Source organism: Pseudomonas sp. Z1-29, from assembly GCF_051131995.1.
GTDB lineage: Bacteria > Pseudomonadota > Gammaproteobacteria > Pseudomonadales > Pseudomonadaceae > Aquipseudomonas.
This window is the reverse complement of record NZ_CP071645.1, coordinates 88,147-113,282: the sequence shown is the minus strand read 5'-3', so window position 1 is coordinate 113,282 and position 25,136 is coordinate 88,147. Positions and strand designations below refer to the sequence as shown.

At 60.9% G+C, this 25,136-nt stretch carries 22 protein-coding genes; 10 read left to right on the top strand and 12 right to left on the bottom strand.

Annotated elements, in window-relative coordinates:
* Positions 1 to 3 precede the first annotated feature (3 nt).
* A complete protein-coding gene (gene aroE / locus J3P84_RS00515; RefSeq protein ID WP_434626971.1) occupies positions 4 to 834 on the top strand; it encodes a shikimate dehydrogenase in 831 nt (276 codons plus the stop codon).
* On the opposite strand, the gene J3P84_RS00510 is transcribed toward aroE, so the two are convergent.
* The 3 genes from J3P84_RS00510 to betC all read right to left on the bottom strand — a co-directional run bounded on the left by J3P84_RS00510 (position 824) and on the right by betC (position 5,038).
* Positions 824 to 2,392 (bottom strand): SulP family inorganic anion transporter, encoded by a 1,569-nt coding sequence (locus J3P84_RS00510; protein ID WP_434626969.1) that lies wholly within the window; start codon positions 2,390 to 2,392, stop codon positions 824 to 826. The two genes, aroE and J3P84_RS00510, sit on opposite strands and share 11 nt — an antisense overlap.
* A 193-nt stretch (positions 2,393 to 2,585) precedes the next feature.
* A complete protein-coding gene (gene choX, locus J3P84_RS00505) occupies positions 2,586 to 3,506 on the bottom strand; it encodes a choline ABC transporter substrate-binding protein (RefSeq protein ID WP_434626967.1) in 921 nt (306 codons plus the stop codon).
* A 23-nt stretch (positions 3,507 to 3,529) separates the two neighbouring features.
* Positions 3,530 to 5,038: a choline-sulfatase gene (gene betC / locus J3P84_RS00500; protein ID WP_434626965.1), complete on the bottom strand. Its 1,509-nt coding sequence runs from the start codon at positions 5,036 to 5,038 to the stop codon at positions 3,530 to 3,532.
* Between the two features lie 114 nt (positions 5,039 to 5,152).
* On the opposite strand from betC, the gene J3P84_RS00495 reads away from it, so the two are divergent.
* Complete coding sequence (locus J3P84_RS00495; protein ID WP_434570780.1) at positions 5,153 to 6,103, top strand: choline sulfate utilization transcriptional regulator; 951 nt, start codon at positions 5,153 to 5,155, stop codon at positions 6,101 to 6,103.
* A gap of 87 nt (positions 6,104 to 6,190) precedes the next feature.
* Here J3P84_RS00495 and J3P84_RS00490 read toward each other — a convergent pair whose 3' ends face one another.
* A complete protein-coding gene (locus tag J3P84_RS00490) occupies positions 6,191 to 6,850 on the bottom strand; it encodes an NAD(P)-dependent oxidoreductase (RefSeq protein ID WP_434626963.1) in 660 nt (219 codons plus the stop codon).
* A gap of 85 nt (positions 6,851 to 6,935) precedes the next feature.
* Between J3P84_RS00490 and J3P84_RS00485 the strand changes: the two genes are divergently transcribed.
* Positions 6,936 to 7,274 carry a DOPA 4,5-dioxygenase family protein gene (locus J3P84_RS00485; protein WP_434626961.1) on the top strand — a complete coding sequence of 113 codons (339 nt, stop codon included), beginning with the start codon at positions 6,936 to 6,938 and terminating at the stop codon, positions 7,272 to 7,274.
* Here J3P84_RS00485 and J3P84_RS00480 read toward each other — a convergent pair.
* The gene (locus tag J3P84_RS00480) at positions 7,251 to 7,730 is read right to left on the bottom strand and encodes a hypothetical protein (protein WP_434626959.1); all 480 of its coding nucleotides are present in this window, start codon (positions 7,728 to 7,730) and stop codon (positions 7,251 to 7,253) included. The genes J3P84_RS00485 and J3P84_RS00480 overlap by 24 nt on opposite strands.
* On the opposite strand from J3P84_RS00480, the gene J3P84_RS00475 reads away from it, so the two are divergent.
* The 5 genes from J3P84_RS00475 to J3P84_RS00455 all read left to right on the top strand — a co-directional run bounded on the left by J3P84_RS00475 (position 7,690) and on the right by J3P84_RS00455 (position 14,551).
* Positions 7,690 to 8,997 (top strand): CitMHS family transporter, encoded by a 1,308-nt coding sequence (locus J3P84_RS00475; protein WP_305497791.1) that lies wholly within the window; start codon positions 7,690 to 7,692, stop codon positions 8,995 to 8,997. The genes J3P84_RS00480 and J3P84_RS00475 overlap by 41 nt on opposite strands.
* Positions 8,998 to 9,074: 77 nt before the next feature.
* Positions 9,075 to 9,842 carry a TerC family protein gene (locus J3P84_RS00470; protein ID WP_305497790.1) on the top strand — a complete coding sequence of 256 codons (768 nt, stop codon included), beginning with the start codon at positions 9,075 to 9,077 and terminating at the stop codon, positions 9,840 to 9,842.
* Positions 9,843 to 10,176: 334 nt separating this feature from the next.
* Complete coding sequence (locus tag J3P84_RS00465; RefSeq protein WP_434626956.1) at positions 10,177 to 11,835, top strand: Na/Pi cotransporter family protein; 1,659 nt, start codon at positions 10,177 to 10,179, stop codon at positions 11,833 to 11,835.
* A 147-nt stretch (positions 11,836 to 11,982) separates the two neighbouring features.
* On the top strand, positions 11,983 to 13,371 hold the full coding sequence (locus J3P84_RS00460; protein ID WP_434626954.1) for a M16 family metallopeptidase: 1,389 nt from the start codon (positions 11,983 to 11,985) through the stop codon (positions 13,369 to 13,371).
* 172 nt (positions 13,372 to 13,543) lie between these two features.
* Positions 13,544 to 14,551: a DUF5924 family protein gene (locus J3P84_RS00455; RefSeq protein ID WP_434626952.1), complete on the top strand. Its 1,008-nt coding sequence runs from the start codon at positions 13,544 to 13,546 to the stop codon at positions 14,549 to 14,551.
* A 42-nt stretch (positions 14,552 to 14,593) separates the two neighbouring features.
* Here the strand turns inward: J3P84_RS00455 and J3P84_RS00450 are convergent, their stop codons facing one another.
* From J3P84_RS00450 to J3P84_RS00430, 5 genes are all read right to left on the bottom strand, one after another.
* A complete protein-coding gene (locus J3P84_RS00450; RefSeq protein WP_434626950.1) occupies positions 14,594 to 15,823 on the bottom strand; it encodes a nucleoside recognition domain-containing protein in 1,230 nt (409 codons plus the stop codon).
* 202 nt (positions 15,824 to 16,025) lie between these two features.
* Positions 16,026 to 17,357 carry a glutamate/aspartate:proton symporter GltP gene (gene gltP / locus J3P84_RS00445; RefSeq protein WP_434626948.1) on the bottom strand — a complete coding sequence of 444 codons (1,332 nt, stop codon included), beginning with the start codon at positions 17,355 to 17,357 and terminating at the stop codon, positions 16,026 to 16,028.
* 701 nt (positions 17,358 to 18,058) lie between these two features.
* Positions 18,059 to 18,523 carry an inhibitor of vertebrate lysozyme family protein gene (locus J3P84_RS00440; protein WP_434626946.1) on the bottom strand — a complete coding sequence of 155 codons (465 nt, stop codon included), beginning with the start codon at positions 18,521 to 18,523 and terminating at the stop codon, positions 18,059 to 18,061.
* A 2-nt stretch (positions 18,524 to 18,525) separates the two neighbouring features.
* Positions 18,526 to 18,690: a DUF1328 domain-containing protein gene (locus J3P84_RS00435; RefSeq protein ID WP_003177151.1), complete on the bottom strand. Its 165-nt coding sequence runs from the start codon at positions 18,688 to 18,690 to the stop codon at positions 18,526 to 18,528.
* 80 nt (positions 18,691 to 18,770) lie between these two features.
* Positions 18,771 to 19,058: a hypothetical protein gene (locus J3P84_RS00430; RefSeq protein WP_434570762.1), complete on the bottom strand. Its 288-nt coding sequence runs from the start codon at positions 19,056 to 19,058 to the stop codon at positions 18,771 to 18,773.
* 436 nt (positions 19,059 to 19,494) lie between these two features.
* Here J3P84_RS00430 and algB point away from each other — a divergent pair, with 436 nt between their 5' ends.
* Positions 19,495 to 20,841, top strand: coding sequence for a sigma-54-dependent response regulator transcription factor AlgB (algB, locus tag J3P84_RS00425; RefSeq protein ID WP_434626944.1), 1,347 nt, complete (start codon positions 19,495 to 19,497; stop codon positions 20,839 to 20,841).
* 10 nt (positions 20,842 to 20,851) lie between these two features.
* Positions 20,852 to 22,642, top strand: a complete 1,791-nt coding sequence (locus J3P84_RS00420; RefSeq protein WP_434626942.1) for an ATP-binding protein — start codon at positions 20,852 to 20,854, stop codon at positions 22,640 to 22,642.
* Positions 22,643 to 22,649: 7 nt separating this feature from the next.
* Here J3P84_RS00420 and J3P84_RS00415 read toward each other — a convergent pair whose 3' ends face one another.
* Together J3P84_RS00415 and J3P84_RS00410 are read right to left on the bottom strand one after the other, a co-directional pair.
* Complete coding sequence (locus J3P84_RS00415; protein WP_434631573.1) at positions 22,650 to 24,263, bottom strand: EAL domain-containing protein; 1,614 nt, start codon at positions 24,261 to 24,263, stop codon at positions 22,650 to 22,652.
* A 75-nt stretch (positions 24,264 to 24,338) separates the two neighbouring features.
* A complete protein-coding gene (locus J3P84_RS00410) occupies positions 24,339 to 25,118 on the bottom strand; it encodes an N-acetylmuramoyl-L-alanine amidase (protein ID WP_434626940.1) in 780 nt (259 codons plus the stop codon).
* Positions 25,119 to 25,136: the final 18 nt, after the last annotated feature.

Here is a 25,136-nt window from a genome sequence, read left to right as displayed (position 1 = left end):
TCCATGGATCGCTACGTTGTAATGGGTAACCCGATCGGCCACAGCAAGTCGCCGTTGATCCATCGCCTGTTTGCCGAGCAAACCGGGCAAGCGTTGGACTACACCACGCTGCTGGCGCCGCTGGAGGACTTCGCCGCTTGCGCCCGGGAATTTTTCCGTGAGGGGCGTGGGGCAAATGTCACCGTGCCGTTCAAGGAGGACGCCTTTCGCCTGGCTGACAGCCTGACCGAACGGGCGCAACGGGCCGGGGCGGTCAACACCTTGAGCAAACAGGCCGACGGTCGCCTGCTGGGCGACAACACCGACGGCGCCGGGCTCGTTCGGGACCTGACCGTCAACGCCGGTTTCAGCCTCAAGGGCAAGCGCATCCTGCTGCTGGGCGCCGGCGGCGCGGTACGGGGCGCCTTGGAGCCGTTGCTGGCGGAAGCGCCGTCGTCGGTGATCATTGCCAATCGCACGGTGGAAAAAGCTGAATTGCTGGCTGAGCTGTTCGCCGACCTGGGTCCGGTCTCGGCCAGCGGTTTCGACTGGTTGCGCGAGCCGGTGGACCTGATCATCAATGCCACATCCGCCAGCCTGTCAGGCGAAGTACCGCCGATTGCCGGAAGTCTGATCGAGCCAGGCAAGACATTCTGCTACGACATGATGTATGGCAAGGAGCCGACGTCGTTCTGCCGCTGGGCCGAAGAACACGGCGCGGCGGTGGTGATGGATGGCCTGGGCATGCTCGCCGAACAGGCGGGCGAAGCGTTTTTCCTGTGGCGTGGCGTACGTCCGGACACCGCCCCGGTGCTGGCGGAGTTGCGCCGTCAACTCGCTGCGGTCAATCCCTGAAGAGGATCGGGCATTTCTCCGGTCCTTCCAGCTTCAACAATTCCTCCACCACCGGTGGCCTTGCCCCACGCAAAGTCAGGCTGCGCCCCTGGCTGCGCAGGCGCCGGGCTTCCTGGTGGAGCATTTCGACGCCGGAGTAATCGATGAAGTTGATCTGCTGGGCGTCGATGATCACCTGCTGGGCGGGCATGCGTTGCAGGCGCACTTGCAAATAATGGCTGGCGCCGAAAAAGATCGAGCCGCCCACCCGCAAGACGTCCGCCTCACCTTCCCGGAAATGCTGGACCCGCGGTTGCGAAGTGCGCTTGAGATAGAAAAACAGCGAAGCCAACACGCCAGCGTAGATAGCCGTTTGCAGTTCAAGCAGCAGCGTGGCCAGGCAGGTGAGCCCCATCACCAGGAATTCGGAACGACTCACACGGTACAGCGCCCGGATACCCCGATGGTCCACCAGGCCCCAGGCGATCAGCAGAATACTGCCGGCCATGGCGGGAATGGGAATGTGCGCGATCAGTGTCGCGCCGGCAACCGCGAACAGCGCCACCCACAACGCCGAAAACACTCCGGCCAGGGGCGAACAGGCACCCGCTTCATAGCTGAGACCGGACCGGGTAAAGGAGCCGGCTGACAGCGATCCGGCGAAAAATCCTCCGACGATATTGGAAAGCCCCTGCGCCCGGACCTCCTGATTCGCATCGAGCAGTTGCCCGGAACGGACCGACAACGAGCGGGCGATGGACAGGCTGGTCACCAGCCCGAGCATGCCCACCGCAACGGCACCGGGCAGCAGACGCAAGATCAGCTCCAGGTCCAGCGACAGCGGCGTGAACGGCGGCAGGCGTCCGACAAAGGCGCTGACCAACGCCACATGCCCGAACATCGCGGGCCACGCCCAGACCAACAGGCTGCCAAGGGCCAGCGTAATCAATAAGGTTGGCCAGCGCGGCAGCAATCGTTTGAGGACGATCCCCACCGCCAGCGTCCCCAAACCCAGCAGCAGCGAAGGTTCATCCACAGCCCCGATATGGCTGGCAAGCATAAGCAAACTCTTCAATGCCGTGGCTTCGTTCGGCAGGTCCAGGCCCAGCAGGTTCGGCAATTGCCCGAGGGCAATAACCACCGCTGCGCCCAAGGTGAAACCCAGCACCACCGAGTGGGAGACGAAATTGACCAGCGCACCGAAACGCAACAGCCCGAGCAGCCACTGGAAAATACCTGCCAGCACCGTCAGCAAGAGGATGAGCGTGATGTAGTCCTGGGTGGCAGGCACCGCCAATGGGCTGACAGTGGCGTAGAGGACAATGGAGATTGCCGCCGTAGGACCACAGATCAAATGCCAGGACGACCCCCATAGGCAGGCGATCAGCACCGGCACGATTGCCGCGTACAAGCCGTATTCCGGCGGCAGGCCGGCAATCAGTGCGTAGGCAATGGACTGCGGTAACGCGAGAATCGCGCCGCTGAGGCCGACGATCAGGTCACGGCCGACGCTGGCGCGGGTCTGCCGGGGCAGCCAGCTGAGGAATGGAAAGAGTGAATGGCGCGTGGGGATTGCCATGGAGCCTCAAAGATGGGGTTTGGCACAAGAATATCAGGTGAACCAACGTGGCGAGGGAGCTTGCTCCCGCTGGGTTGCGAAGCAGCCCCGAAACCTGAAGGCGCAGTGTCAGATAGACCGCGTGTCAGGTTTTGGGAGAGCTGCGCGCTCCAGCGGGAGCAAGCTCCCTCGCCACAGGAGCCCGGCGCTGCTGTCAGAGCTTGGCCTTGACCGCCGCCAGCGCGTCCTTGCCATCCACGGTCTTCACGCCGTCCAGCCATTTGTCCAGCACCGCCGGGTTGGCCTTGATCCAGGCCTTGGCCGCTTCGGCGTTGCTGACCTTCTTGTTCACCACTTCGGCCATGATGCTGTTTTCCATTTCCTGGGTGAAACTCAGGTTGGTCAGCAGCTTCCCGACGTTCGGGCAGGCCTGTGCATAACCCTTGCGCGTCAGCGTGTACACGCTGCCGGTATCGCCAAAGTACTTCTCGCCGCCCTTGAGGTAATGCATTTTCAGTTGCACGTTCATCGGGTGTGGGGTCCAGCCGAGGAACGTCACGAATTTCTGCTTCTTCACGGCCCGGGAGACTTCCGCCAGCATTGCCTGCTCGCTGGACTCCACCAGTTTCCATTCGCCCATGCCGAAATCGTTGGTCTTGATGATTTCTTTCAGCGAAAGGTTGGCCGGGGCGCCGGAACCGATACCGTAGATCTTCTTGTCGAACTTGTCGGCGAACTTGTTCAGGTCGGCGAAGTTATGCACACCGGCGTCCCAGACGTAGTCCGGCACCGCCAGGGTGAATTCGGTGCCGTCCAGGTTCTTCGCCAACTGCGTGACATCGCCATTGGCGACGAACTTGTCATAGAACCCTTGCTGCGCCGGCATCCAGTTACCCAGGAAAACATCAACCTGGCCATCCTTCAGGCCACCGAACGTGATCGGTACCGCCAAGGTGTCGACCTTGGCCTTGTAACCCATGCCCTCAAGCAGGAAGCCGGCGACGGCGTTGGTCGCGGCGATATCGCTCCAGCCCGGATCGGCCATCTTCACGGTCTCGCAACTCTGCTCGGCCCACGCCGAAACACTGCTCAACGCCAACAGCCCGGCGGTCAGTACTGTGGATAACTTTTGCATGCGCTTCCCCTTACGTTATTGGTCTATTGGCAGGGTTGTGGATAACGGGCCTTGCGCTCCAGATCGTCGAGGTCGATGTGGTTGCGCATGTATTGCTGGCTGGCATCGACCAGCGGCTGGTGATCCCAGCTCTTGAGTTTGCCCAGGGTCAACGCCTGGGCAACGAAACGACGGCGTCGCTGGCTGGCGAGCACCTGTTGGTGAATGGCTGGAATATCCCATTTGGCCCGCGCTTCGGCGAGAAAATCGTTGAACAGCGCCTGATGCTCAGCCGACTGACTGAGATCTGTCACCTCCTGAGGATCATTACGCAGGTCGAACAACAGGCACGGGTCATCTTCGCTGTAGATGAATTTCCACGGGCCGCGACGGATCATCATCAACGGGCTGACGGTGCCTTCGGCCATGTATTCACCGAAGACTTCATCGTGCCCGCCCTGCCCTTGCAGATGCGGAACCAGCGAACGCCCATCCAGCGGCAAGCCTGGTTCCAGGGTGCCGCCGGCCAGTTCGACCAGGGTCGGCAGCAGGTCGGCGGTGGACACCGCCGCGCCGACGCGGCCGCTGGCAAACTGGCCTGGGGCGCTGATCAGCAGCGGCACGCGAGCGGCCATTTCAAACCAGTGCATTTTGTACCAGAGGCCTTTTTCGCCGAGCATGTCTCCATGATCGCCAGAGAACACGATGATGGTGTCGTCGAGCAACCCGGTGTCTTCCAAGGTCTGCAGCAACTTGCCGACATTGCTGTCGATGTAACTGCACGCGCCGAAGTAGGCGCGGCGAGCATCACGGATCTTATCCACAGGCAGCGGCTTGCCCCACAGATCATAGACTTTCAACAGGCGTTGGGAATGTGGATCAAGCTCTGTCTGATCCGGGGTGTAGGGCAGCGGGATGTCCTTGTCGTCATACAGATCCCAGAATGCCTTGGGAATCGTGTACGGATCGTGTGGGTGTGTCATGGATACGGTGAGGCAAAACGGCTGGTCGCCGTCCTCGCGGATGTGGTCGAACAGGTACTGCTGGGCCTTGAACACCACCTCTTCATCAAAATCCAGCTGATTGGTGCGCACGCACGGTCCGGCCTGCAGCACCGACGACATGTTGTGATACCAGCTCGGCCGCACATCCGGCTCGTCCCAGTTCACGGCCCAGCCGTAGTCCGCTGGATAAATGTCGCTGGTCAGGCGCTCTTCGTAACCGTGCAATTGGTCCGGCCCGCAAAAATGCATCTTGCCGGACAACGCCGTGCGATAGCCGAGACGGCGCAGGTAATGGGCATAAGTCGGAACGTCCGCCGGAAAATCCGCCGCGTTGTCATAGGCGCCGATCTTGCTCGGCAACTGACCGCTCACCAGCGTGAAGCGTGACGGCGCACAGAGCGGGCTGTTGCAGTACGCGGCATCGAATACCACGCCCTGGTCGGCCAGGCGTGACAGGTTGGGCAGCTTGATGGGCGACGGACCGTAGATCGGCAACATTGGCGCGGCCATCTGATCGGCCATGATGAAAAGAATGTTCTTGCGCTTCATGTATTCGCGGCATTCCATAGTGAACGGTTATGCGATATTGCTGCGAACGAGCATGTAGCCCATGCTGGTTGGGGTAAAGCCCATGCAAGATAATGACTAGGATAAGCTGAGCTTATGTATGACGCCTTGGGTGACCTGTCCCTGGATCTCTTCCGCGCCTTCGAATCAGCGGCTCGCCAGCAAAGTTTTACTGCGGCAGCGATTGAACTGGGCACGACCCAACCCGCCATCAGCCAACAGATCAAACGGCTGGAAGAGCAGCTCGGTACGCGCCTGTTTGATCGCATCTATCGCGGCATCGAATTGACCGAGGCCGGCGCGATCCTGTTCGAGCAGGTCCAGGCCGGCTTGCAGAGCATCGATGCGGGGCTGAACGCGATCACGGCCCAGCACCAGCATGAAGTGCTACAAGTCGCGACGGATTTCGCTTTCGCCGCCTATTGGCTGATGCCGCGACTGCATAGGTTCCACGCGGCAAATCCGCAGGTGGATGTGAGCCTGGTGACCAGCGAGCGCAACCACAACATGCTGCGCACCGATATCGATGTTGCGGTGCTATTTGGCGACGGTCGCTTCAAACAGGGCGAAAGTCGTTGGCTTTTCAGCGAAGAAGTCTTTCCCGTATGCAGCCCACTGCTGCTCAAGGACCGCCCCCAACCCCTGCCCGCCCACGCCCTCGCGGAATTCCCGCTGCTGCATTTGCGCGGCGGCAACAGCAGCGCCTGGTTCGACTGGAGCGGCGTTTTTCGTGAACTGGGCATCACCTCGCCACCGGCGCCGGGCCAACTGCGCTTCGACAACTACACCCTGCTCATCCAGGCGGCGATTGGCGGCCAAGGCGTCGCTATCGGTTGGCGGCACCTTGTGGATAACTTGCTCGCGCAAGGACTTTTGTGCCGACCGATCGCAGAAACGGTGTTGTCCCGGTTGGGGTATTACGTGGTCTTGCCCCAACGCAAGCGCCGAGGTGTGCTGATCAAGCTGTTCGTGGATTGGTTGATGGAAGAACAGGCCAACAGCGCGGAGTCGCTGACGGGATTGCCGTTGCCTTCGATTGCGGTTTGAGGCTCGTGCTCCATCAACCTGGCAATTCCGGGGACCGCTACGCGGCCCAGCGGGAGCAAGCTCCCTCGCCACGGGATGAGCACGCCTTTAGAGGGCGGGCACAAAACTCACATGCTCGCCCACATGCAGGTTCGAGCGCAGTTCATCGACAATGCCCACGGCCACCCGATTGAGGCGCTCCAGGGACTCGGCCATTCCGGACTCCAGGCTGGTGCTGACCTGGCTGAAATGCTCAATGCTCAAGCCCGGCGCGGCGTAGGGCGCGTTGACCAGGGTCCACTGCAAGGCGCTGTTTTTCAGGGCGTCGAGGATTTCCTCGGCGGCATGGCGTTGCAAGTCGTCTTCGGCTTCCTGCTCATCGAGGGCAGCGAAATCGCCCACCAGGAACAGCCGGGGGATATTGACCGCCTGCATGCCCGCAATCAGCGCATCCACGGCCAGGACCTGCTCCACCGGGCCGGGAATGAGCGTGCGCTCCACTTGCTCGCTGTTCATTGGCAGCCCCGGCGCGTTCAACAGACACACCACGGCAGTGGCGCCGGCAACGCTCTGCTTGACCCGTTCGGGGTCGAAGAGATCGCCGGTCTTGGTCCGCAGGCCCGGGCGTGGCGCCAAGGCCGTAAGATCATCGAGGATGGCGATGACTTCGTGCTGGCGTCGCAACAGCTCAGCCATCAACGCACTTCCGAGGCTGCTCATGGCACCATAGAGCACCACTTTGATGACCGGGGTTTCGGCGTTTCTCATGGCTGGTATTCCTTTTTTCCCGCGTGTAAAGGCTCTGACCCGTGGTTAACCGCGAGGGTTCGGCTGGTCTTTCGAGGAGTGACAGATGCAACGGATCAAGGGCTATCACGCCCATGTTTATTTCGACGCCGGCACCATCGATCAGGCGCGGGCCTTGTGCGAGCAAGCGGCGCAGCTGTTCCCGCTGAAGATGGGCCGGGTGCACCAACGGCCGGTCGGCCCGCACCCGGACTGGAGCTGCCAGCTGGCATTCGATCCGCAGTACATCGGCGTGGTCCTGCCGTGGTTGGCGCTCAATCGCAACGGGCTGGTGATATTCCTGCACCCGGACACTGGTGATGATCTGGCCGATCACACCGATCATGCGATCTGGATGGGCGCGGTGCGGCCATTGAATCTTTCAGCGTTCGAAGCAAGGACCTGATTGCCTTTTGTGGCGAAGGGATTTATCCCCGCTGGCCTGCGAAGCAGGCCCAAAAAGATAGAGCGCATTTTCCCGACATTGCGCGATAACGGACTCTAGGGTCGCTCCCGCGCCCCAGCGGGGATAAATCCCCTCGCCACAAAGTAACTTCGTGCGTTTGGTCATACGCTCGGCTTGCGAAAGGCTGCTGAAAGCTTGCGCGATTAGGATCGCCTCACCTACCGGCAAAAGACCGGTGGCCAGAAACGAGCTTTCGAATGCTCGTGCGGCCTTTTTAACAACAACAATGGTGATTCTGATGTCCGCTGCTACCCGTCCCGTTGCACCCCCTCCATCCGTCCGTCCCGAGCCCTGCATCCTGCGCTGACCGTTCCGGTTCGCCTTTGCCCGCCGCGCCACGCCTGGAGTATTTCCCATGCTGACTTTCCTTGGCTTCGCCATGGTCATCACGTTCATGTTCCTGATCATGACCAAGCGCCTGTCTGCGCTGATCGCCCTGATCATTATTCCGATCCTGTTCGCGCTGTTCGGTGGCTTTGCGCCGAAGATCGGCCCGATGATGCTCGAAGGCATCACCAAGCTTGCCCCGACCGGGGTGATGCTGATGTTTGCGATTCTCTATTTCGCCCTGATGATCGACTCCGGCCTGTTCGACCCGGCCGTGCGCAAGATCCTCAAGATGGTCAAGGGCGACCCCCTGAAAGTTTCGGTCGGCACCGCCGTTCTGGCGCTCGTCGTTTCCCTCGATGGTGACGGCGCGACCACTTATATGATCTGCGTAGCCGCCATGCTGCCGCTCTACAGCCGTATCGGCATGAGCCCGCAGATCATGGCGGGCCTGATCATCCTCGCCGGCGGCGTGATGAACATGACCCCTTGGGGCGGGCCAACCGCTCGGGCGGCCAGTGCGCTGCATGTGGATCCGTCGGACATCTTCGTCCCGATGATCCCGGCGATGCTGGCCGGCGTCGTGGCGATCCTGGCGATTGCCTACATGTACGGCAAACGCGAGCGTGCGCGTCTGGGTGAGCTGCACCTGGCAGGTGACGACATGGACCACAGCGAAATCAGCGTCTCGCAATTTCCGGACGCCCGCCGTCCGAAGCTGATCTGGTTCAACGGCGCGCTGACCCTGGCCCTGATGTGCACGCTGATTGCCGGCCTGTTGCCGCTGCCGGTGCTGTTCATGGTGGCGTTCAGTATCGCGATGATCGTCAACTATCCATGCCTGCAACAACAGAAAGACCGCGTCGCGGCTCACGCCGGCAGCGTGTTGGCGGTGGTCGGGCTGATCTTCGCGGCGGGTATCTTCACTGGCATTCTGTCGGGCACAGGTATGGTCGATGCCATGTCCAAGAGCCTGCTGGCAGTGATCCCGGACTTCCTCGGTCCTTACCTCGCGGTCATCACTGCGCTGGTGAGCATGCCGTTCACTTTCTTCATGTCGAACGATGCATTTTATTACGGAGTGTTACCAGTTTTGGCCGAAGCAGCCAGCCATTACGGCATCACTGGCGTCGAAATGGCCCGTGCCTCGATCGTCGGCCAGCCCGTTCACCTGCTGAGCCCGCTGGTTCCGTCGACTTATCTGCTGGTGGCCCTGGCCGGGATCGAATTCGGCGATCACCAACGCTTCACCTTGAAGTGGGCAGTACTGGTTTGCCTGTGCATAATGTTCGCCGCCTTGCTGATGGGGATTTTTCCGCTGTTCAGCACTCTATAAAAGCAACGCCCGCCGCGTCGCTCCTGTCGGTTAACCGAAGGCGCGGCGCGGCCTAACACTCGCTCAAAGGAACTCACATGGAATGGCTGACCAACCCGGAAATATGGGTTGCCTTCTTTACCCTGACCGCCCTGGAAATCGTCCTGGGTATCGATAACATCATCATGATCTCGATCCTGGTCAGCCGCATGCCCAAGCACATGCAGGCACGCACCCGGATCTTCGGCCTGGCGCTGGCGATGATCACGCGGATCCTGTTGTTGCTGTCCATCACCTGGGTGATGCGCCTGACCGCCGATCTGTTCGAAGTATTCGGCCAAGGCATCTCCGGCCGCGACCTGATCCTGTTCTTCGGTGGCCTGTTCCTGCTGTGGAAAAGCTCTCAGGAGATGTACCACGCGCTGGAAGGCGAAGAGGAAAACAGCGACGAGCCTTCGGTCAAGGGCGGCAACTTCATCTACACCATCATCCAGATCGCGATCATCGACATCGTGTTCTCCCTGGACTCGGTCATCACCGCGGTCGGCATGGTCTCCCATGTACCGGTCATGGTTGCCGCGATCATCGTCGCCGTACTGGTGATGATGCTGGCTTCGGGCACCATCAGCACGTTCATCGACAAGCACCCGTCGCTGAAGATGCTGGCGCTGTCGTTCCTGCTGGTGGTCGGTACCGTACTGATCGCCGAATCGTTCGATGTGCATGTGCCTAAAGGCTACGTCTATTTCGCCATGGCGTTCTCGCTGGCGGTGGAAGCGATCAATATCAAGATGCGTACCGCGATGGCACGCAAGCGCAAGCAGCAGGATCCGGTGAAACTGCGCAAGGATGTTCCGGGTCAGTAAAGATGCAGGGCAATGAACGAAGGGGCTCTTGGGAGCCCCTTTTTTCATGTCTGCAGGAAGCAGCCGGATGCAATACCTGTGGGAGCGAGCTTGCTCGCGATAGCGGCCTGACAGTCGAAGAAAATGTTGGATGTTATGGCCTCATCGCGAGCAAGCTCGCTCCCACAGGGGTGTGGGTGTTTTCGAGGAAGTATTTCATGACAGTTTTGTTTCAAAGCGATCTTCAGCTATGCAATGCTGGCGTCCGAACCATTCGCCAACTACAGCTTAAGTACCAGTAGAACGATGTGGCATCGTCAATTTGTTCCTTTGGGACGCTAACAGGGGGCTTCTCATGCTGACCCTGCTGAATCTGCTCTCCGCCGTGGCCTTGCTGATCTGGGGCACGCACATCGTCCGTACCGGCATTCTGCGGGTCTATGGCTCGAACCTGCGTCACGTCATCAGCCAGAACATGTCCCGGCGCTGGTTGGCTTTCATCGCCGGGATCATGGTCACCGCCATGGTCCAGAGCAGCAACGCCACGGCCATGCTCGTCACCTCTTTTGTCGGCCAGGGCCTGATGTCGCTGACGCCCGCCCTGGCGACCATGCTTGGCGCCGACGTCGGCACCGCGCTGATGGCACGGGTGCTGACCCTCGACCTGTCGTGGCTGTCACCGTTGCTGATTTTCCTCGGGGTGATTTTTTTCCTGTCGCGCAAACAGACGCGCGTCGGGCAGATGGGCCGGGTCGCCATCGGCCTGGGCCTGATCATCCTGGCCCTGCAACTGATCGTCGAAGCCGCTGCGCCCATCACCCAGGCCCAGGGCGTGAAGGTGATTTTCGCCTCACTGACCGGCGATATCCTGCTCGATGCGCTGGTCGGCGCGCTGTTCGCCATGATTTCCTATTCCAGCCTCGCCGCCGTGCTGCTGACCGCGACACTGGCCGGCGCGGCGGTGATCAGTTTGCCAGTGGCTATCGGCCTGGTGATCGGCGCCAATATCGGCAGCGGCATCCTGGCGTTTCTCAGCACCAGCATGCAGAACGCCGCCGGACGCCAGGTGGCACTCGGCAGCCTGCTGTACAAGCTGATTGGCCTGTTGCTGATCATTCCGGTACTCGATCCGCTGGTGGGCTGGCTGGACAGCCTGGATTTCAGCCACCAGGAAACCGTCATCGGTTTTCATCTGCTCTACAACACCGTGCGTTGCCTGGTATTGCTGCCTAGCGTCGGGCCGATGGGCCGGCTCTGCGCGTGGCTGCTGCCGGAGCGCCCGGACACCAACGGCACGGCCAAGCCCCGGCACCTCGACCCCACCGCCCTGGCGACCCCGAGCCTGGCCCTGGCGAACGCGGCCCGGGAAACCTTGCGCATCGGCGACCTGATCGAAAACATGCTCGAAGCCATGCTCGGCGTACTGCGCGGCGAGCAGACGGCGATTACTCAGCAAGTGCGCGCCATGAGCGACGATGTCGAAGCACTGTGCAGCGCCATCAAGCTGTATATGGCGCAAATGCCCCGCGAGGACCTCAGCGAACAGGACAGCCGCCGCTGGGCGGAAATCATCGAGCTGGCGATCAATCTCAAGCTGGCCAGCGACCTCATCGAACGCATGCTGCGCAAGGTCCAGCAGCAGAAGACCTCGCAACGCCGGTCGTTTTCCGATGTGGGCCTGGAAGAACTGGCGGGGCTGCACAGTCATCTGCTGGCCAACCTGCGGCTGGGGTTGACGGTATTCCTGAGTGCCGATCGGGAAAGCGCACGGCAGTTGCTGCGTGAGAAACGTCGCTTTCGCGCGCAGGAACGGCGGATGGCCCATGCCCATGTCAGCCGTCTGCAACGCAAGGTCGTGCAGAGCCTGGAGACCAGTTCCCTGCATCTTGAGCTGATCGCTGACATGCGGCGCCTGAATTCGCTGTTCTGCGGCAGCGCCTATGTGGTGCTGGAAACCTCGGAGATCGGCGCCCTTTCCGTCGATGAAATTTCCGACATCACCCATTCGCCGTGAACGACTGGCGTCCTGGTCAGTCATTAAAAGGGGCCGGGGCTCAAGCCCATCGCCAGCCAGACAACTCCGCGAAGTGGGAGCGAGCCTGCTCGCGATGAAGGCTGACCCGGCACCATGGATCTTCACTCAGCCGCCAGGAAGCCCGTTATGCGTTGTCTGCTGCTCGCCTTGCTTTTGTTCGGCTCACTCCCCGCCATTGCCCAGGATCGCTTTCAGGTCGAAGGCTATACGTTGCCTAACGGCCTGCAATTGTTGCTCAAACCCGGCACCGAACGCGGGCACGTGGCGATTCGGCTGGTGGTCGGCGTGGGGCTCGACGATTTCAGCTGCGCCGACAAGGAGCTGCCGCATCTGCTCGAACATCTTCTGTTCAGTGGGGTCGACGACAGCGGCGAAGGTGGCCTGGAGGAACGCATGCAGGCCCTGGGCGGCGAGTGGAACGCCTTTACCAGCAATGCCGATACAACGTTTGTCATCGAGGCACCGGCGCGCAATCAGCGCAAGGTCCTCGACCTGTTGCTGGCGCTGCTGACCCGCACCCGCATCGACGAAAAAGCCCTGGAGGCGGCCAAACGGGTGGTCGAGCGCGAGGACGGCGGTCACTACACCCATCTGCAACGCTGGCTCGACCGACAGGACCTGGGCCATAAAGCCAGCAATCAATTGGCCGTGGAACTGGGCTTGCGGTGCGCGGAACGGGCCGAGGTTGGTCACCTTACCCTGGCCCGGGTCGAGCAGGTGCGCAAGGCCTGGTATGCCTCCAACAATATGACGCTGATCGTCGTCGGCGATCTCGACCGGTTATTGCCGGCCTACCTGGAACGCAGTTTCGGCGAGCTCGAACCGGTCGAGCCCAGCGTCCACGAGCCGCTGCCGCAGATCCGCTACAGCGCGGTCACCAAACGCAACCTGATTCGCGGCCTGGCCGGCGATGGCGCCAAGCTTCATTGGCTGTTCCCGGAACCGGTGCTGGAACAGCAGCACGACGAAACCTTCGACCTGCTCAAGGATTATCTGGACTGGGCGCTTTATCGCCAGTTGCGCCTGGCCAACGGCCTGTCCTACGGCCCCTGGGTGGAGCGGGAAGTCTTTGGCGGTGTCGGTTTTCTCAGCCTGAACGCAGACCTGGCGCGCGAAGACCTGCCGAAAGCCGAGCAGGTGCTGGAACAATTGCGCGGCACGCTGCTCAAGGACGGCCTGGACCCCGAGAGCTTCGTGCGGATCAAACGCGCCGCTATCGCCCATCAGTCCTGGGCGGTGCAAGGCAACAGCGCGCTGGCCGACTATTACTGGGGCGCCTTGGGCGACTATGAGGATGGCCGCTTCGCCAATCCGGCCGCCCGCTTGCAGGCCGTCAGCCTGGAGCAGGCCAACCAGGCCCTGCGCGAACTTCTCAAGGATCCGGGTTACCTGCGGATCGAGAAGCCGTTGCTTGGTGATGACGAACTCGTTTGGGTGTTGGCTGGGTTGGTGGTGTTGCTGCTGGTGGGAATTGGCTGGCGATGGAAGCGCAGGGCGCGACCGCAGCCAGACTGATACACCTGTGGGAGCAAGCTTGCCCGCGATGGGACAACACAAATCCCGTGGCGAGGGAGCTTGCTCCCTCGCCACGAAAGATCACCGCGGCAGGCGTCGCGATCCTCGCCATGTCACCGTCCTGGCGATACTCTGTCAGGGATATTTCCCAAGACTTACTGTGAAACCGCCGATGCCGAACCTGACTCATTTAATCCAGCGCATCCTCGAACTGATGAAGCGCTATCCGGGGGTCATCGCGCTCGGCGGTTTCATTTCCGGGGTCGGCAGTTTCATGCTGGTGGATCGCCAGCAGGGTCTGGCGACCTGGATCGCCATCATGATGCTGGTGAGCTGGCTCTGGCTGATGCTGGAGAACAGCCTGACGCGGCTGTTCACGCGGATTTTCAAACGGGAAATACCCCAGCCGCTGCTGCGTTACGCCACGCAGATGATCCACCAGGAAAGCCTGTTCTTCGTCTTGCCGTTTTTTTTCATCACGACAACCTGGAACAGCAGCCAGCTGCTCTTTACCGGCTTGCTGGCGGCGTCGGCGCTGGTCTCGATCATCGATCCGCTGTACTACAAATGGCTGGCGCCCCGGCGTTGGGCGTTCCTGGCGTTGCACACGCTGACGCTGTTCGCCGCCCTGCTCACCGCGCTGCCGGTGATCCTGCACCTGACCACTGACCAGAGCTTCAAGCTGGCACTGGGCACCGCCATGCTGTTGTCGTTCCCGAGCCTGGCCTCGATCTTCCCGATCCGCACCGTGCGCAACGCCCTGGCGATTCTGTGCATCACCCTGGGCATCGGCGCCGCCGGCTGGGTGCTGCGCTCCTGGGTGCCACCCGCCACGCTCTGGATGACCGAAGTGGCAATCAGTACCCAGCTGGAAGACCGCACGCCTGGCGCCAGTCTCAAGGAAGTCAGCGCGGCCCAGATCCGTGGTAACGGCCTGTACGCCTACACCGCCATCAACGCACCGCGCGGGCTCGATGAGCGGATCTACCACGTCTGGCAGTTCAACGGCAAAGAGGTGGATCGCATCGCTCTGGACATCCATGGCGGACGCAAGGAAGGCTATCGCGCCTGGACCCACAAGCAGAACTTCCCGGACAACCCGACGGGAAAATGGCAAGTGCGGATACTCACCGAAAATGGCCAGATGATTGGTGTGTTGAGGTTCGAGGTGAAGGACTGAAGGGCCTGCGGACCTTATCGCGAGCAGGCTCGCTCCTACAGATCAGCCAAAGAACCAGTAGCAGACTCCGATGGCCGCTATCACCCCGGCCAGCTCGGCCAGCAGGGCGCAACCCACCGCGTGGCGGGCTCGCTGGATGCCCACGGCGCCGAAATACACCGCCAGCACGTAGAACGTGGTTTCGGTACTGCCCTGAATAGTTGCCGCCACCAGGGCCGGGAAGCTGTCCACCCCCGACGTCTTCATGGTTTCAATCAGCATCGCCCGGGCGGCGCTGCCGGAGAACGGCTTGACCATGGCGGTGGGCAAGGCATCGACAAAACGCGTGTCCAGGCCGGCCCACTGCACCAGATGGCGGATACCGTCCAGGCCGAAATCCAGCGCCCCCGAAGCCCGCAGCACACCGACAGCGCAGAGCATCGCCACCAGATACGGCAGCAGCGTCTTGGCGACGTCGAATCCCTCTTTGGCGCCTTCGACAAAGGCTTCATACACTTTGACCTTGCGCAGCGCACCCACCATCAGGAACAGGATGATCAGGCTAAACAGCGTCAAGTTGCCGAGAATCGATGAGAGCCCCGCCAGCGCCGTGGCCGAGAGCGTCGCCAGCAACGCCATGAAACCACCCAACACCAGCGCGCCCGGGATCAAATAGGCCAGTACCACCGGATCCCACAAGCGCAGCCGTTGCATGAACGCCACGGACAACAGCCCCACCAGGGTCGAGGCGCTGGTGGCGAGCAGGATCGGCAGGAACACCAGGGTCGGGTCCGGCGCGCCTTGCTGGGCGCGGTACATGAAAATCGTTACCGGCAGCAGTGTCAGTGACGATGCGTTGAGCACCAGGAACAGGATCTGCGCGTTGCTGGCGATGGTCGGGCTCGGGTTGAGGTCTTGCAGGGCGCGCATGGCCTTCAAGCCGATCGGGGTGGCCGCGTTGTCCAGCCCCAGGCCGTTGGCCGCGAAGTTGAGGGTGATCAGGCCGATGGCCGGATGCCCGGCCGGGACTTCCGGCATCAGGCGCAGGAACAGCGGGCCGAGGGCTTTGGCCAGCCAATCGACAATGCCGGCTTTTTCCGCGATGCGCAGGAAGCCCAGCCACAGCGTCAAGGTGCCGAACAGCAGGACCATCACCTCCACCGACAGCTTGGCCATGGCAAAAATGCTTTCCACCATCGCCGCGAAAATGCCGGCGTTGCCGCCGACCAGCCACTGCACCAGCGCCGACACGGCTGCCACGATAAAGAAGCCAAGCCACAGGCCATTGAGCATCGGTAAGTCCCCCGGAAGATGCGGCGAATGATAGCGGGGCCCGCAGAAACGACAAACCCCGGATTTCTCCGGGGTCTGGTTGGCATCATCAAGTACCGCGATCTTCGCGAGCAGGCTCGCTCCCACATTGGACCTGTGCTGGCTGAGATATCTGCAACAACCCCAACCACCTGTGGGAGCGAGCCTGCTCGCGAAGGCCTTCTCAACGGCTGGAAGTTTCCCCCGCCGGCAGCGGCTCCTTGCTGCGCCAGTGCGGCAGGGAGTTCCAGTAGCGCTGGCCCTTGGCATCGTCATACATGCCTTCCCAGCGGGAAATGACCAGCACGGCCAAGGCGTTGCCGATGACGTTCAGCGCGGTACGGGCCATGTCCATGATGCGGTCGACACCGGCAATGAACGCCAGGCCTTCCAGCGGAATACCCACGCTGCCGAGTGTCGCCAGCAGAACCACGAAGGAGACGCCCGGCACGCCGGCGATGCCTTTGGAGGTGACCATCAGGGTCAGCACCAGCAGCAACTGCTGGCTGATCGACAGGTCGATGCCATACAACTGCGCGATGAAAATCGCCGCAATGCTCTGGTACAGCGTCGAGCCATCGAGGTTGAACGAGTAACCGGTAGGAACCACGAAGCTGCAGATAGCTTTCGGCGCGCCGTACGCTTCCATCTTCTCGATCACGCGCGGCAGCACGGTTTCGGAACTGGCGGTGGAATAAGCCAGCACCAGCTCATCCTTGAAGATGCGCATCAGCTTGATCACCGAAAAGCCGAACAAGCGCGCGATCAGGCCCAGCACCACAAAGGCGAAGAAGGCGATGGCGACGTAAACCAGGATCACCAGTTTCGCCAATGGCAGCAGGGAGGCGAAACCGAAGTTGGCGACAGTCACCGCAATCAGCGCGAACACGCCGATCGGGGCGTAATTCATGATCATGTGAGTGACCTTGAACATGCTCTCCGACACGCCCTGGAACATCTTCACCAGCGGGTCGCGCAGATCCGCTTGCAAGCTCGACAAACCGAGGCCGAACAGGACGGAGAAGAAGATGATCGGCAGCATCTCGCCGCGGGCAACCGCCGCGAAGATGTTCGACGGAATCAGGTTGAGGATGGTCTCGATGAACGCATGTTCATGCTGGACTTCGGCGGCGGTGGCCTGGTACTTGGAAATATCCACCGTGCCCAGGGTGCTCATGTCGATGCCGCTGCCCGGCTGGAAGAAGTTGGCCAGCAACAGGCCAACGACGATGGCAATGGTAGTGACGATTTCGAAGTAGATGATCGTCTTGAAGCCGATGCGCCCGAGCTTCTTGGCGTCACCCACGCCAGCAATACCGACGATCAGCGAAGAGATCACGATCGGTATCACGATCATCTTGATCAGACGGATAAAGATATCGCCCGCCGGTTGCAGCACATTGCTGATCCACCAGGCCTTCTCGGCACTGAAATGGTTGAGCAGCGCACCGATTGCAATCCCGAGCACCAGACCGATGAGGATCTGCCAGGCGAGGCTTAGTCGTGCCTTCTTCATATCATTACCCTTACTTCAGTTTGACTCGGGCAGCGACATGAACCGATCAGCGTAGACGATCGCAATTCGTGTCCTCTGCCCCCGTATAAGGTTGCCCCGAGCGGCCACGGCGGCTCACTGGCAGGCGAAAAAAGGCGCAACTATTGCGATGCAAGGGGGGATCGTCTAATGCCGTAAACGCCTACCCTATGCCGAATCGGCATGAGATTACGCGAATGAAACGCGCGTCCCAACCGGTTCGAAGACGCCATTTATGCGGGTATAACTGCCGTGGACCGGCCATTTCAGCGTAGCCGGGCTCAACCTGGCTTGCGCGGAAGGCGATGAAAGGACAACGCCTCGAGCCTGCCTTGATCATGAAAACGCCATGGGCGCTCTCCGATATACGGTCAGGTATCAGTGGAGGAAGGAATTTGGCGAGGCAATACGCCGCAACACATGCGAGGACTCTCGCTGCAAGGAGGCAACCGCTCTGGCACAAGCCTGAGCAGCTAAAGCTCTCCGCAAGTTCGCTAAAGCCAAGGTGGCTTTGCGAACTTGCGTCGCAGCTTTTTACCTGACCCGGCCCTTTCGCAGGCACCCCTTGTGCCCGTAGGTCACTCCGACCTTCAATGGTCAGAACGTCCCAGCCCCCTGGTCATGCGACGGCCCTCCTCGGGCCTCGCAGAAAGAAAGACATGGCTGTCTTCCTTGTTTTCAAGTCAGTACCAATTCGGATCTTTCTTGAGCTGTTCCATCAACATTTCCTGCATACCTTCGTCGGGGTTGCCGAGAAAGCGGTAGTCCGCATGGCGGGTTGGCGACTTGTCGGCCGGCAGTCCCGCGGGGACCTCTACCAACAATGCGTAGGCCTCGTCCTTGTCGAAGCTGAAAGCAACGAACATGCGCTTGCTGCGGCAGGTATCCTGGGTTTCGCACAAGGGTCCGACCAGATATTTATCGCCGTCCTCCTCGACCGCGTTCATCTGCTCGGAAACACCGGTCAGGTTCATGACCCACTCCGGCAGACGCTCCTCCTTCTTGACCACTTGCTGCCAGGTCTCACGGTACTGCGGATCCGCCTGAAGCACTTGGTTAACCCGCATCTGTCCATCATTGGCAGCCATTGCCATGGCGCTGCCGCCCAGAAGCAGGGCGGCGGCCAGTCCTTTTAATGACCGATTCATGGTCAGCCTCGGCCGCGACGGCCAAAGAAGAACGAAGCGATGAACATGACCAGGAACACGACAAAGAGAATCTTGGCGATGCCCGTGGCGGTGCCCGCGATACCACCGAAGCCCAGTACGGCGGCAATGATGGCAATGATCAGGAATGTAATTGCCCAGCTCAACATGATGATTCTCCTTACACTTTTCTATTTAGTTAGGGTCTGGCGGTAATGGTTCCGACACAACGGACAGCCGGTTCGGCGGGTCAGAAGACCCAGCGTTCTTCACGGGGCATGTCGTTGGCGGTCTGCGCCTGGTCGACTTCCATCATGCGCATCGAAGCGGCTGCATCGGCGAGGTTGCTGACGGAAGTGAAATGGGTCTGGGGAGCTCGTTGAACCGATACCAGCGGCGCTTCCGGCTGTTGGCTTTCGTGCCAGAGCATTAATTGCTGACCGGCCACGAGAGTAATCAACAGGGCGACGACAGCCCACAGGCCCTGCTGGATATGCAGGGGGCTGATGCGAAATTGGGCGGCACATTGACGATTCATCCTGGAATTCCTCCCCACCCTAGCGGTGATCTGGTTGAGGCGCTCAAACGCCACGTTGACTAGGACATTGCAGCCGCCGTGCCAGAAATAAAGAGCATATAAAACCCTTTATAATCAATAAGTTATGATCGCAATAAAAACTAGCCGGGGCGCATCCTGCACGATGGCCCAGCCAAGTGTCGTGCGTTCTGCACGACTCCCTACAGAAGAGGCGTAAGATTCTTTTTGAATTGAAAGTCGGAAATGGATGTCGGAATGAGCGAGCCGAAACGTATGAAGCCCGGAGGCGGGGGAAAACCGCTTTAAAATCAGTTTGTTGTGAACCGATGATCCACAGACGTACGCTCGATGGGTAATATTCAGTCAGAATCGACCATGCAACTTGCCCGATTTTTCTGACACTAATCATCATCATTCTTTAAGGAGCGTAGGAAAAATGGAATCCGCCACTGAGCATCAAGGCCGCATTCTGCTGGTAGACGATGAGTCCGCCATCCTGCGTACCTTCCGTTATTGCCTGGAAGACGAAGGCTATACCGTCGCTACCGCCAACAGCGCAGCCCAGGCCGATGCCCTGCTGCAGCGCCAGGTGTTCGACCTGTGTTTTCTGGATCTGCGCCTGGGTGAGGACAATGGCCTCGATGTGTTGGCGCAGATGCGCATCCAGGCGCCATGGATGCGCGTCGTCATCGTTACCGCGCATTCCGCGGTGGACACCGCCGTCGACGCAATTCAGGCCGGCGCCGCTGATTACCTGGTCAAGCCGTGCAGCCCTGACCAACTGCGCCTGGCAACGGCCAAGCAGTTGGAAGTGCGCCAGCTGTCCGCCCGACTCGAAGCCCTCGAAGGCGAGGTGCGCAAGCCCAAGGATGGGCTCGACTCCCACAGCCCAGCAATGAAAGTGGTGCTGGAAACCGCCCGCCAGGTCGCCAGCACTGATGCCAACATCCTTATTCTTGGCGAGTCCGGCACTGGTAAAGGCGAGTTGGCGCGGGCCATTCATGGCTGGAGCAAACGCGCGAAAAAATCCTGCGTCACCATCAACTGCCCATCGCTGACCACCGAGCTGATGGAGAGCGAACTGTTCGGCCACAGCCGTGGCGCATTTACCGGCGCCAGCGAAAGTACCCTGGGGCGCGTCAACCAGGCCGATGGCGGGACGCTGTTTCTCGACGAGATCGGCGACTTTCCCCTCGCACTGCAGCCCAAGTTGTTGCGCTTCATTCAGGACAAGGAATACGAGCGAGTGGGTGACCCGGTCACTCGCCGTGCCGATGTGCGGATTCTCGCGGCGACCAACCTCAACCTCGAGGACATGGTGCGCGACGGGCGTTTTCGCGAGGACCTGCTGTATCGCCTGAACGTGATTACCCTGCACCTGCCGCCATTGCGCGAGCGGGCCGAAGATATCCTGACCCTTGCCGATCGCTTCCTGGCGCGCTTCGTCAAGGAATACGCACGCCCGGCCCGGGGTTTCAGCGATGAGGCCCGCGAAGCGCTGCTGGGCTATCGCTGGCCCGGTAACATCCGGGAACTGCGCAACGTGGTCGAGCGCGCCAGCATCATCTGCCCACAGGAAAAAGTCGAGATCAGCCATTTGGGCATGGCCGAACAACCGGTCAACAACGCCCCGCGGATCGGCGCGGCGCTGAGCCTCGACGAGTTGGAGAAAGCCCACATCGGCGCAGTGCTGGCCACCGCCGACACGCTGGACCAGGCGGCAAAGACCCTGGGTATCGACGCCTCCACGTTGTATCGCAAACGCAAGCAATACAACTTATGAGCGCCATCTTATGAAACTGGCGATGAAGCTGCGCACACGGCTGTTTCTCAGTATCTCGGCACTGATTACCGTGGCGTTGCTGGGGCTGCTGCTCGGCCTGGTCAGCGTCATGCAGATGGCCAATACCCAGGAACAATCGGTGCGTGACAACTTCTTCTTGCTGGACCTGGGCCTCAAGCTGCGCCAGACACTCGGTGATCAATTAATGATCATGCTGGAGGAAAAGCCCGACCTGACAGTGCTGGAGCAATCCAAACGGCAGTATTTCGAGTTGTTGGATGAAGGCATTGCCCATGAGGAGCAACTGGCTGAATCGACCACCAGCTTCAGTCGCGCGAAAGCCGACTACCTCAGTTTCCTCGAGGCCTTCGAGGCCTCTCGTCGGCAACCGACACAACTGACTGGCATCCAGGACCTGACGCAAAAATTCAACGTGCTGCGCGGAGGGTTGATCGAAGGCTACCGTCATGCCCTGAACAAGATCAGCGAAACCCAGGACCGCGCCCGCGCCCGGGCGTTGCTGATTTCCGGTCTGCTGGGGTTGGTGGGATTGGCTGTGCTGATCATCGGTTTCATTACCGCCCACGGCATCGCCCGACGTTTCGGTGCGCCGATCGAAGCCCTGGCCGCGGCGGCGGATGATATCGGCCAAGGCAATTTCGAAGTGACCTTGCCGGTTTCCTCGGCGGCTGAACTGAACCTGCTGACGCGTCGCTTCGGCATCATGGCCCAGGCATTACGGGAACATCAGGCCACCAATGTGGACGAATTGCTTGCCGGCCAGCAGCGCCTGCAAGCGGTCCTCGACAGCATCGACGACGGCTTGCTGATGATCGACCGCCAGGGCCGCCTGGAACACCTCAACCCGGTGGCCCAGCGTCAACTGGGCTGGGACGAGGAGCGCCTGGGCCAGGGTTTGGGCGAGGCCCTTGGACGCGTCGAGCTGGATGAAGAGCTGCAGCTGGTACTGCGCGGTGGCAGCCAGGAGCGCGCACCGGACGACTTGAGCATCGAAGTGGATGGAGAGTCCCGGGTGCTGACTTACAGCCTCACGCCCGTCATCCATACCCAGGGCCAGATTCTCGGCGCGGTGATGATCCTGCACGACGTCACTGAACAACGCGCCTTCGAACGGGTACGCAGCGAGTTTGTCTTGCGGGCGTCCCACGAGTTGCGCACACCGGTGACAGGCATGCACATGGCGTTCGGGCTACTGCAGGAACGCATGCATTTTCCTGAAGATTCACGCGAGGCGGACCTGCTCAACACCGTCAACGAAGAAATGCAGCGTCTGATGCAGCTGATCAACGACCTGCTGAATTTTTCTCGCTACCAGAATGGCCTGCAAAAGCTCACCCTGGCGCCTTGCTCCATCGAAGACCTGCTGGAAACGGCCAGGATGCGCTTTGCCAAGCAGGCGCAAGAGAAGGGCATCGAGCTGCTCGTGGAGATCCAGGGCCCCTTGCCGCGCCTGCACGCCGATGCCGCGCAACTGGACCGGGTCCTGGACAATCTGATCGACAACGCGATGCGCCACACCAACGGCGACGGCCAGATCCGCCTGCAGGCCCGGCGCCACGGCGAGCGGGTGATCATCAGCGTTGAAGATAATGGCGAGGGCATTGCCTACGGCCAGCAAGGACGGATCTTCGAGCCCTTCGTCCAGGTCGGGCGCAAGAAGGGTGGCGCCGGCCTCGGTCTGGCGCTGTGCAAGGAAATCGTCCAGCTCCATGGTGGACGCATGGGCGTTTATTCCAGGCCAGGGCAGGGCACTCAGTTCTACATGGCACTGACCGTCTGAGGGGCCATCAGGCTTCGTCGTCCAGGCGCCGTCCAAGCAGGCGCCGCCCGCGCGTAATCAATTCGATAAGCTGCACCGCGCTGAGCGCATGGGCGAACAACCAGCCCTGGCCGAACTTCACGCCTTCACTGCTCAGGTAGGACGCCTGGGCCTCATGCTCGATGCCTTCGGCGATCACCTTGAGTTCCAGGGCGTGGGCCATGCGGATGATGTGCGGGGCCACGCCACTGCTGGCGGCGTCATGACCCAGCGCATCGATGAAGGCCTTGTCGATTTTCAGGCAATCAACCGGCAGCGTTTGCAGATAGGCGAGGCTGCAATAGCCGGTGCCGAAGTCATCGATCAGCACCTGATGCCCGACATCGCGCAGCGACTGCAAATTATCCCTCGCAACCAGCACATCAACCAGCCCGCGCTCGGTCACTTCAAAGGCTATCTGGCGCGCCGACACCCGATGCAGCGCCAGCAAGCGGGCAATCACCTCGCCGATGCGCGGCACCATCACGTCACATGCCGCCAGGTTCACCGAGATATACAGGTGCGGGTTGGCCCGCAACATCTGGCCCAACTGGTCGAACAGCCGCTGCAGGACGAAATCGGTGATCTGGCGTATCTGCCCGGTATTTTCCGCCATCGGGATGAACAGGTCCGGACTGGTCAGCGTGCCGTCCGGCCGCCGCCAGCGCAGCAGCGCTTCGGCACCGACGCAGTTGCGGCTGTGCAGATCGAAGATCGGCTGGTACAAGACCTGCAATTCACCCCGCCGGATAGCCCCGTGCAACTCGGCATCCATGGACTGGCGCTGGCGCACCAGCAGGAAGACCTGGAAGCCGATCCCCAGCCCCAGCATCAGGCTGATGGGCAACATCCACCAGGCATTGGCCGGAATGCGCAGACCGTTGCGCGGTGCAATGAGCACCAATTGGTACTCCGGATTGTCGGTCGGCATCCGATAGATCAGCCGAGTCTGGGTCACTTGCAGAGACTGTTGGCTTTTCAGTGGCCAAGGCTCTGTCGGAGGCCAACGCTGCGCGCTGCCCAGCACCGGAATCGCCCGCTCGCCATGGTCCAGGACCACCAGCAGGCTGCTGCCGGGCGGCAAGTCGACCACATCGGTCAGGTGCCCGCGGGACGTAGCGACGCGAAAATTGCCGCGCCCCAACATCAACGCCGCGCGATTTTCGTCGGGCTCGGTGGTGGTGTTGAGCCAGTAGCTGTAGGCCGGGCCGCGCAGATCGGGCGGACGAACCAACGACATACCGCTCTGACGCGGTCGATTCGAGCAGACACCGTTGGCATCGAGATAAGCCGCCTCATAGACAAAGCGGTAGCTGAAGCTCACCTGCTGCAACGTGGCGATCATGTCGTCGTTGCAGCCGCGCAGCGGTTGCGCCTGCAAATCGTCGAGACTCTCGCGCAACTGCCCGAAAAGCTGTTCCAGCCGCTGCAGGAAACGCTCGCCCTGGGCATTCATCTGCTCGCTTTCACGCTGCTGGATCTGCTGCATCACTACAAACAGGCTCCCGGCCAACAGCAGCACCGTACTCAGGGCAGCCGCCATCATCGCCAGAAAAATAGGGCGATGGAGCCAACTCTGCAGGGTTTCGCGTGCAGCCGTCATCATCGGTAATCCGAAAGTTACCAATGAGTTATAGCTGCTGTTTTGGATTCGGCCCGATCAGTCGGACGAGCGTCATTATTTTGTCTGGTTAAGCACCTGCAAAATCGCCGCACTTTGGGTGTCCGGCGCGCCGTCGAAACGGCCTGGCCGGTAGCGCATCTGGAAGGCGGCCAATACCTGATGCGTGGCGACGTCCCACTCGCCGGTCCGTGGCGTCGGGTAGCCAAGGCGGGCCAGTTCAGCCTGGAACCAGCTGGCGCTGGGCAGTTGTCCCGCATAAGCCGTCTGCTGACGCGCGACAGCCCCTTCGTCCGGCCAGACACCCAGGCCCGCTTGCGCCAGGCGTTTCCAGGGAAACAGCGGCCCGGGATCCAGCTTACGCATGGGGGCAATGTCGCTGTGGCCAATGATATTGACCGGGTTGATCCCGTTACGGCGGGTGATGTCCTTGAGCAGGACAATCAACGATTGCACCTGGGCTTCGCTGTAGGGGTACCAGCGCCGTCCTTCAGGCGTGTCGACATAGCCCTGATTGACGATTTCGATGCCGATGGAGCTGGAGTTGAGCCAGGTGCGGCCCTGCCATTCGCTTTCCCCGGCATGCCAGGCGCGCCGGCTTTCATCCACCAGTTGGTAGATGGTGGCGTCCTTATCGTCGCCGATCAGGTAATGGGCGCTGACTTCGCCATGGGTCAGCAGGGCCAGGGAGCGCTCCAGGGAGGCGGAGGTGTAATGAACCACCACAAACTGGATGCGGCTGTCGTGGTTGACGGAAGGATGGCTGGTATCGAGCCGAGGGCCGCTGGCGCATCCGGCCAGGGCAATCAACGAAAGAATGATCGGGAAAAATTTCATGGCGAGGACATGCCCGAA